Origin of the sequence: Pontibacter flavimaris, assembly GCF_001907195.1 — a bacterium.
Lineage (GTDB): Bacteria > Bacteroidota > Bacteroidia > Cytophagales > Hymenobacteraceae > Pontibacter > Pontibacter flavimaris.
Window position 1 is genome coordinate 384,918 of the sequence record NZ_LVWA01000012.1, and the last position, 8,042, is coordinate 392,959.

The 8,042-nt window shown below is 51.3% G+C and carries 6 protein-coding genes; all 6 read left to right on the forward strand.

What is annotated here, in order from left to right; genetic code table 11:
• Positions 1–13: 13 nt before the first annotated feature.
• Positions 14–1,309 (forward strand): O-antigen ligase family protein, encoded by a 1,296-nt coding sequence (locus A3841_RS19230; RefSeq protein WP_073854930.1) that lies wholly within the window; start codon positions 14–16, stop codon positions 1,307–1,309.
• 63 nt (positions 1,310–1,372) lie between these two features.
• Positions 1,373–2,308 carry a nucleotide-diphospho-sugar transferase gene (locus tag A3841_RS19235; RefSeq protein WP_073854932.1) on the forward strand — a complete coding sequence of 312 codons (936 nt, stop codon included), beginning with the start codon at positions 1,373–1,375 and terminating at the stop codon, positions 2,306–2,308.
• A 7-nt stretch (positions 2,309–2,315) separates the two neighbouring features.
• Positions 2,316–3,563 (forward strand): glycosyltransferase family 4 protein, encoded by a 1,248-nt coding sequence (locus A3841_RS19240; protein WP_073854934.1) that lies wholly within the window; start codon positions 2,316–2,318, stop codon positions 3,561–3,563.
• Positions 3,564–3,581: 18 nt separating this feature from the next.
• Complete coding sequence (locus tag A3841_RS19245; RefSeq protein ID WP_073854936.1) at positions 3,582–4,421, forward strand: glycosyltransferase family 2 protein; 840 nt, start codon at positions 3,582–3,584, stop codon at positions 4,419–4,421.
• The gene (locus tag A3841_RS19250) at positions 4,422–5,672 is read left to right on the forward strand and encodes a glycosyl hydrolase (protein WP_139308020.1); all 1,251 of its coding nucleotides are present in this window, start codon (positions 4,422–4,424) and stop codon (positions 5,670–5,672) included.
• 615 nt (positions 5,673–6,287) lie between these two features.
• Positions 6,288–8,042: Ig-like domain-containing protein (locus A3841_RS20440; RefSeq protein ID WP_073854938.1), on the forward strand; the 1,755-nt coding region annotated here is incomplete at its 3' end.

The following is an 8,042-nucleotide window of genomic DNA, read 5'->3' on the forward strand; positions in this document are numbered from 1 at the left end:
CGTACTTGATACCATGAAGCTAAACTACAGTATCATATTCGCCATTCCGCTGCTTATGGTCATGTTCCTTGACCCTATGTACCTGGAGTTGATTTCCGGGAATGATGAAAACACGCTGGGCTCCATACTGAGTATGCTGGTAAAGCTGAATGCAGGAGTAGCTCTCCTGTACAGTGCCTACCGTTTCCAGACCATGTCCCCTTTCATGCGGCTTGTCTTTGCGCTGGTCACGATTTACTTGTTCGGAATGATCATGGAGTCGTATTACAAGTATAGTAGCTTCTTCATCTACCCGCATGTTTTCCAGCGGATCCTGCTCTTCTACTTTGTGTTCTTTATTTACACCTTTTATAAGAACAACGACTACCTGCAGCTGCGGCATATCATCAACATCATATTGATTGGCTTTATACTGAATGTAGTCCTGATCCACCCGGAGGCCCTTAGCATTGCTTCTTTCACCAATCATGAAAGGGGGGTGAATGCCAGCACGATGTACATGATTGTGATACCCTTCCTATACTTTGCCAGCAAGTATTTATTCGAGGGCGGAGTGTACAACCTGATGATGAGCTTCGTGGTGATCTTTGCCATCATATTCTTCCAGCACAGAACCATATGGGTTTGCATGTCGGGTATCATTGTGGTGTATGTATACCTGGTGAAGTTCAAGGCGTACAAGCCGGTAAACTTTGGGAAGCTTTTGCCTATTGTGCTCGTCATCGCCGTGCTGGGCATTTTAAGCAGTGCCTTCCTGTTCTCCATGCACCCTGAGATCCTGACAAAGTTCCAGGAGAACTTTTCTGATATCGAGAATGCCAGTGAGCAGGGTACCGGCGGATGGCGGTATAATCAATTCTTATCCTACCTTCCTTTTATCCAGGATAACTTCCTGATGGGTATGCGGTTCGAAGGCTTTGAGTTGCCTATCCAGTTTTACCGCGATGATATTGACGCACCTGTTTTTGAAGATGGCAACGGCCACCATTTCCACAGCTTCTATGTAGATGTTTTGTTTTACATAGGGTTTGTAGGTATGGCCCTGTTTATGATGATGCAGGTATATGCTGTGAAGAAGGGTTTTACAAGCAAGGCCCTTAACGAAAAGCAGATCGTGATCCTGGCTTTTATAACCAGCGGCTTCATTTACGGCATCTCCTATATTCTTCCCTTCTTCTTCTATGCTTTCCTGGGTCTGGCCTTAGCCTACCTGGAGCAACAGCCGGAGAGCTACACGTTTATCCGCGAATCGGGCATGCGCATGAGAGCCCGCCGGCGGGCCCTCCAAAAAACACTGCATTCTGTTTAAATCTTACATAACCTCTTCTACAGAATAGCAGTACATGTATATACCATAACCCTTATTACTTGTATGAGTACCGCTATACCGCAAGAACAACTGCACACCCCGGTGTTGCTGATCATATTTAACCGCGCCCATACCACCCAGAAAGTATTCGACCGCATCCGGCAGGTAAAGCCAAAGAAACTCTACGTGGCCGCCGACGGTCCGAGGCCGCACGTAACCACCGATGCCGAGCGCTGCGCCGAAACCCGCCGCATTGTGGAGCAGGTGGATTGGGAGTGTGAGGTGAAGACGCTTTTCCAGGAACAGAACATGGGCTGCGGCGTGGCTCCCTCCCGCGCCATCTCCTGGCTTTTCGAGCACGAGGAGTACGGCATTATCCTGGAGGACGACTGCATCCCATCGCAAAGCTTCTTCTGGTTTTGCCAGGAGCTGCTAGAGAAGTATAAGCACGACACCCGCGTGATGCACATCAGCGGCAACAACTACCTCGATGGCTGGCGCCGCGACTCCGACTACTCTTACTACTTCTCCGACAAGGTGAACAGCTGGGGCTGGGCCACCTGGCGTCGCGCCTGGCAGCTCTACGACTTTAACCTGGGCAACTACCCGGAGCTGAAGGACAAGGGCTACCTCAACGGCATTTTCCTGAACAAACTGGAGGAGAAGTATAGATTGAGCAAGCTGGAGGAAACCTTCGACAACATCCGGAAAGGCGATGTGTGGGATTACCAGTGGGAGTTTACCGTATACAGCAACTCCGGTCTCTGCATTGTGCCGGAGGTGAACCTGGTCCGCAACATCGGCTTTGGCGAGGATGCCACCCATACTTTTAACCTGCACGACAAGAAGGCGCAGGTGCATGAGGAGGAGATTGCGTTCCCGCTGCGCCATCCTAAGTTCGTGATCCGCGATGTGGAGTCGGACCGCCGCAACTTTAACAAATTGATGCGCGACAAGGCAAGCGCCAAGCTGAAAGCGCTGTTCAGCTTTAGTCTTTAATTAGCTTATGAAGTTACTTTTATCTGCATACGCCTGCGAACCGAACCGGGGCACCGAACTGGGCAACGGCTGGAACTGGGCGCTCAACAACGCCAGGCTCGGCCACGATGTATGGTGCCTGACCACGGTGGAAGGCAGGGAAAGCATCGAGAAAGAAGTAGAAAGACTGGCCCTGCCTAACCTGCACATTGTTTTTGTGGAGCTCCCGGCCTGGGTTGATAAGCTGTTCGAGTACCACCTGGGCTTTTACCCACACTACATGTACTGGCAGCAACGCGCCTACCAAAAGGCAAAGGAACTGGACGAGAAGGTAAACTTCGACCTGGTGCACCACGTGACCATCGGCAGCCTGCAGATGGGCACGGCGCTGTGGCGCCTGAACAAACCACTTATTTTTGGCCCAACCGGTGGCGGACAGGAAGCACCAAGGGCATTTAAAAAGTATTTCTACAGCAGCTGGAAAACAGAGGTAATGCGCAAGATTATCAGCGAGCTGCTATTGACGTTTAACCCGAATGCCCGCAGAGCCATGCAGCATGCTTCCCTGGTGCTTACCACCAACCAGGACACCTACGACATGGCCCAGCGCATCGGCGCCCTCAACCCCAGGATGTTCCTTGATACCAGCCTGCCGGAGGACTTTTACCCCGAGGCTTACCCGGAGCGCATACCCGAGGAAACACTCAAGATTCTGTGGGTGGGCCGCCTGTTCGCGCGCAAAGGGCTGCCGCTGGTGCTGGAGGCCCTGAGCCAACTTCGCCCGGACGTAAAGTATGAGCTGACCATTTTGGGCGATGGCCCCATGCACGATTACGTGCCGCGCTGGATAGAGGAGTATAAGCTGCAAGGCAAGGTAAACTGGAAAGGCCAGGTTCCCTGGGATGAGGTGAAGCGTGCCTACACCAGCCATGACCTGTTCCTGTTCTGCAGCCTGCGCGACTCCAGCGCCGCCCAGTTCCTGGAGGCCATGGCCTACGGTTTGCCGATCATCACCCTGGATTTGCACGGCGCCCGGAACCTGGTGCCCGACGATGCCGGAATTAAAGTGCCGGTGAGCACGGCAAACGAGACGGTGAAAGCCATCGCCGCTGCCGTGGAGAAATTATACGACCAACCCCTGCTGCGCCGCCAGATGGGCATGAACGGCTATAAATTCTCCAAATCCCAGACCTGGACGCTAAAGACACAACACATCAACGAGTTTTACAGTAAGTATACCCAGGCCAAGCCTGCCGAACTAACCGTTCAACCTTAGCATTAGCCCTTATTAGAAATGATATACCTTGTTATCCCTGTTTTTAACAGAAAGAGTTTCACCAGAGAATGCCTGCTCTCCCTGAAGCGTGGCACCAACCAAAACTACAAAGTGATTGTGGTGGACGATGGCTCCACCGACGGCACCGCCGACATGCTGCGCGAGGAATTTCCGGAAGTGGAGACCCTGTTCGGCGACGGCAACCTCTTCTGGACCGCCAGCGTGAACATGGGCATCAAGCACGCGCTGCAGTTGGGCGCCGATTATGTGATGACGCTGAACAACGACCTGGAGGTAGCCGGGGACTATATTGAGAATACCTACAAGTGGATGGCTAAAAAGCCGGACGCCATACTTGGAGCCCTGGAGATGGATGCCGGAACCCGCGAGCCTGCCTTTGGGGGCGAGATAGTGGACTTTAAGCTGAACAAGGTGCGGCACCTGCTGCAGGAGCTGCCAAAAGAGCAACAGGTGGGGCTGCACGCGGTATCACAACTGCCGGGACGCGGCTTGCTTGTACCCCGCGCCGTGTTTGAGAAGATCGGCCTGCTGGATCAGGACCGTTTCCCGCACTACGTGGCCGACTACGACTTTACCCACACTGCCCTGCGCAACGGGTTTGAGCTATACGTGAACTACGACGCCAGGCTTTATACGTACCCGGAGGAAAGCGGGGAGCGCAAGAACCGCCAGAGCAAATCGCTGCAGAACTTCTACAAGCACCTGTTCGACATCAAGGGCGGCGGCAACCTGCGCGACTTCACCCGTTTCACCTTCAAGAACTGCCCTCCTCCCTACATCCCCTATTACCTGGCGAATGGCTATGCCCGCCGGATTTTTGGGTATATGCTGAAGTAAATGCAGCAAAGCGCAAGTATAAAAGCCACCCTTTGGCACCGCAGCCACACGCTGCGGATAGGCAAAGGGTGGCTTTTTGCTGTGGTAGCCGTTCTGCTTATGGCACTGGCGGCGCTCAGCCTGCTGCGCGTGCTTAACTTTTCACCCCATGCCGCCTCCCCCACCTACCAAGGCCCGCTTGTCATCACCAAGGGAGGCACCTATAGCGGGCACTGGGAATCCCGTGACTCCAACGTGGCGGCAGTAGAGGTTCGTACTAAGGAGCCGGTGATTATAGAGAACTCCAAAATACGCGGTGCCGGTTTCCTGATTCGCAGCCAGGGGCACGACGCCAGCATTACCGTGCGCAATACAGAAGGCTACGGCCTCCCTCCTACCTCCTACAGCGATTACCCCAAGCCGCGGCGCTTTCTGGCGGTGGATGTGTTTCGGAATGTGGTGGTGGAGAACTGTTACCTGGAGAACACTGCCGGCATCTACCTGGGTGTGGCGTATACCGGCGACGAGAGCCCCGATCAAAGTATAAAGATACGCTACAACAGAGCCCGCAACATAAACGGCAAGGTGTATAATGGCCTGGAGCCGGTGCAGTTCGTGCAGTTTAACTACCGTGGCGAGGTTCCCCATGCCGAGATCGCCTGGAATGAAGTGATAAACGAGCCCGGGGCCTCCGCCGTGGAGGATAACATCAACATCTACAACTCCAGGGGCACCCCACAGTCACCCATCCGCATCCATAACAACTACATTCAGGGCGCTTTCCCCTACCCACTGGATTTACCTGAGTACTCCGGCGGCGGCATCATCATGGATTCTCCGGGCACTGACTCCCTGGAGGCCACGGCTTATGTGAGCGTGTATGAGAACCAGCTGGTGGGATTGGGTAACTACTGCCTGGGCATAGCGGGTGGCAACCACATCGAGATGCACCACAACCGCGCTATAGTAGCAGCAGTATTCCCCGATGGCAAGCCCTTCCACTTCTGGACCAGCGGCATCTGGGCCAAGGACTACTACAAGATGGGCAATACCTTTAGCAACAGCATGCACCACAATACCCTGGCGGTGCTGGGCAAAAACCATGACTGGCGCAACGAAATTTTTGACAGTACCTTTGCCGCAGCAGATGAATTTGCCAATACCATACTTCCGGATAGTATAACCACAAAACTGGAAGACGCCGAGTATGTTCGCTGGCAGCGAAAGCTCCGCCTGAATGGCATCAAGCCAGGCCCCACTCCAACGCTATAACACAGCATAAATCCACAATGTGTGGAATCCACATCCCCTCCAATTTACCCCAAACGCATATTCTCCTCCGGTCAAACCTAAAGTGTGGATAAATTCCACACACGAAAAGTACAATCAATGCAACTTTGTAACATTAGTTAAATACAATATAACAAACATTGCATATTTATATAATCTATCTGATACTCCTGGTGGGTAATTTATCACAGTAATGATGGAAAAATCATTGTCAATTCACTATATAGGCACTTTTACACCAGAAATAAGTATAGGACAAAAGTATGAAACTTCATTTTACTGTAACCTTCTTAAAGGTGCTCATACAAACTTATAAGCGAGTTTCTAAATAAAAAACGGTCATATTAGCATATAACTATTTAATGAACTATATAAATTTTTATGATTTTCTTTAGGGATATGTATGAAATGTAAATTTTTCCCCATTATATTTGCAACAGATTATATATTAAGTTTTTAGCCACATTAACAACTACGGAGGTAAAACTCAAAAACAGAAAAAATCTTATTAACAGTGCATTAGCCAAAGGACACTGTGAGACTTTTAAAGAAAACAAAACATTAAAAAATCTTATTTTCAACTTTTAGCCAAAGGAAATGAACACCAAAGCCTCTAACCTGAGCAAGAGGGCAGGTCGAGCAATCGTAGCTCAACTATTTGCCTATATTTTGTTCGTGCTTCTTCCTGACACAGTACACGCACAAACCTACAGCGGCCCCCTGGTTATCACCAAGGGCGGCACCTACAAAGGCAACTGGGAATCCAGAAACTCGGATGTCGCTGCAATAGAGATCAAAACAAGTGAGCCCGTGATTATTGAGCATTCCAACATCCGCGGAGCCGGTCCGCTGATCAGAAGCTTAGGCAACAAGATAAACCTTACCATTCGTCATACGAATGGCTATGGACTTGCTCCAACACCTTACAGCGGTTCCGCAAAAGCGCGTCGCTTCCTGGGTATAGATGTTTTTAAGAGTGTAGTGGTGGAGAACTGCTATATGGAGAATACAGCAGGCATCTATATCGGCCAAAGCTATGAGGGTAACGGAACTTCTTCGGAAACAATCAAAATCCGTTATAACGTAGCTAAAAACATCGACGGCCGTGTATATGGAGGAACGACTTTTGCACAATTCGTGCAGTTTAACTTCAAGAAGCCTATCAACCATGCAGAGGTAGCCTGGAACCAGGTAATAAACACCCCAAACAACTCTGCTGTTGAGGACAACATCAATATTCACAATTCCAGAGGCACACAGTCTTCTCCAATCAAGATCCATAACAACTACATCGAAGGTGCTTACCCTGTTCAGGCAGAAAGCAAGTCGTACTCCGGTGGCGGTATCATTACTGACGGCGACGGAGATATTAACACCTGCCCTGCTTACATCGAGGCGCATGACAACCAACTGGTTGGCCTTGGCAACTACTCTATGGGTATTGCCGGCGGTAACAATATCCGCTACCACCACAACAGAGCCGTGAACGCAGCCACTTTCGACAATGGTACGAAGTATAACATGTATACTTCCGGCCTTTGGAGCAAAGACTACTACAGAAACAACACGACCTTCTCTAACTCAGTAGACAACAACGTGGTAGGTATCACAGCCTGGGGTTACACCAACAACCGTAACGATGTCTCTGTAGCTGAGAACGCTGATTTCAAGAACAATACGTTCCTGCCACTTACTGCGGCCATCACAGAGCAAATGGAGAAAGATGAGTACAGCATGTGGCAGAGCAAGCTTAGCAAGAACGGCATCGTACTGGGACCTAACGGGTCAGCCAGCTCGGCCCCGGCTAATCAGGCGCCAACCATCGCCATCACCTCCCCAACTGTTAATGCCTCTATCGCTACCGGTTCTTCTATCGTGATAGACGCAAACGCAACTGATGCTGACGGCTCGGTTACGAAGGTGGAGTTTTACCAGGGATCTGTGAAACTGGGTGAAGACACCAGTGCGCCTTTCAGCTATACCTGGACTAACGCCGCCACTGGCACCTACTCACTTACAGCCAAGGCGTATGACAATGCCGGCGCATCAAAGACATCTGCCGCAGTAGGCATTGCTGTTGTAAACATATCGGCACCGGTTGAGAGCCCGATTGCTCAGGTTCCGTCCACAAGTGGCACTTCATCGGGCACAGGCAAGATTGTTTTGGAGCACTGGAAGGGCGTGCAGAGCGAGAACGTGAACGACATCCCGGTGAACACCGCGCCTAGCAGCACCAAGGAGCTGACCCTGTTCGAGGCACCCTCCAACGTGGGCGACAACTACGGCCAGCGCATCCGCGGCTACGTGACGGCGCCGGAGAGCGGCCAGTATACTTTCTGGATCGCAGGTGAA

What these genes read in the sequence shown, in the direction of transcription:
- A3841_RS19235 (WP_073854932.1), top strand. Translation starts at nt 1,373, where the DNA reads ATGAGTACCGCTATACCGCAAGAACAACTGCACACCCCGGTGTTGCTG.
- A3841_RS19240 (WP_073854934.1), top strand. Translation starts at nt 2,316, where the DNA reads ATGAAGTTACTTTTATCTGCATACGCCTGCGAACCGAACCGGGGCACC.
- A3841_RS19230 (WP_073854930.1), top strand. Translation starts at nt 14, where the DNA reads ATGAAGCTAAACTACAGTATCATATTCGCCATTCCGCTGCTTATGGTC.
- A3841_RS19245 (WP_073854936.1), top strand. Translation starts at nt 3,582, where the DNA reads ATGATATACCTTGTTATCCCTGTTTTTAACAGAAAGAGTTTCACCAGA.
- A3841_RS19250 (WP_139308020.1), top strand. Translation starts at nt 4,422, where the DNA reads ATGCAGCAAAGCGCAAGTATAAAAGCCACCCTTTGGCACCGCAGCCAC.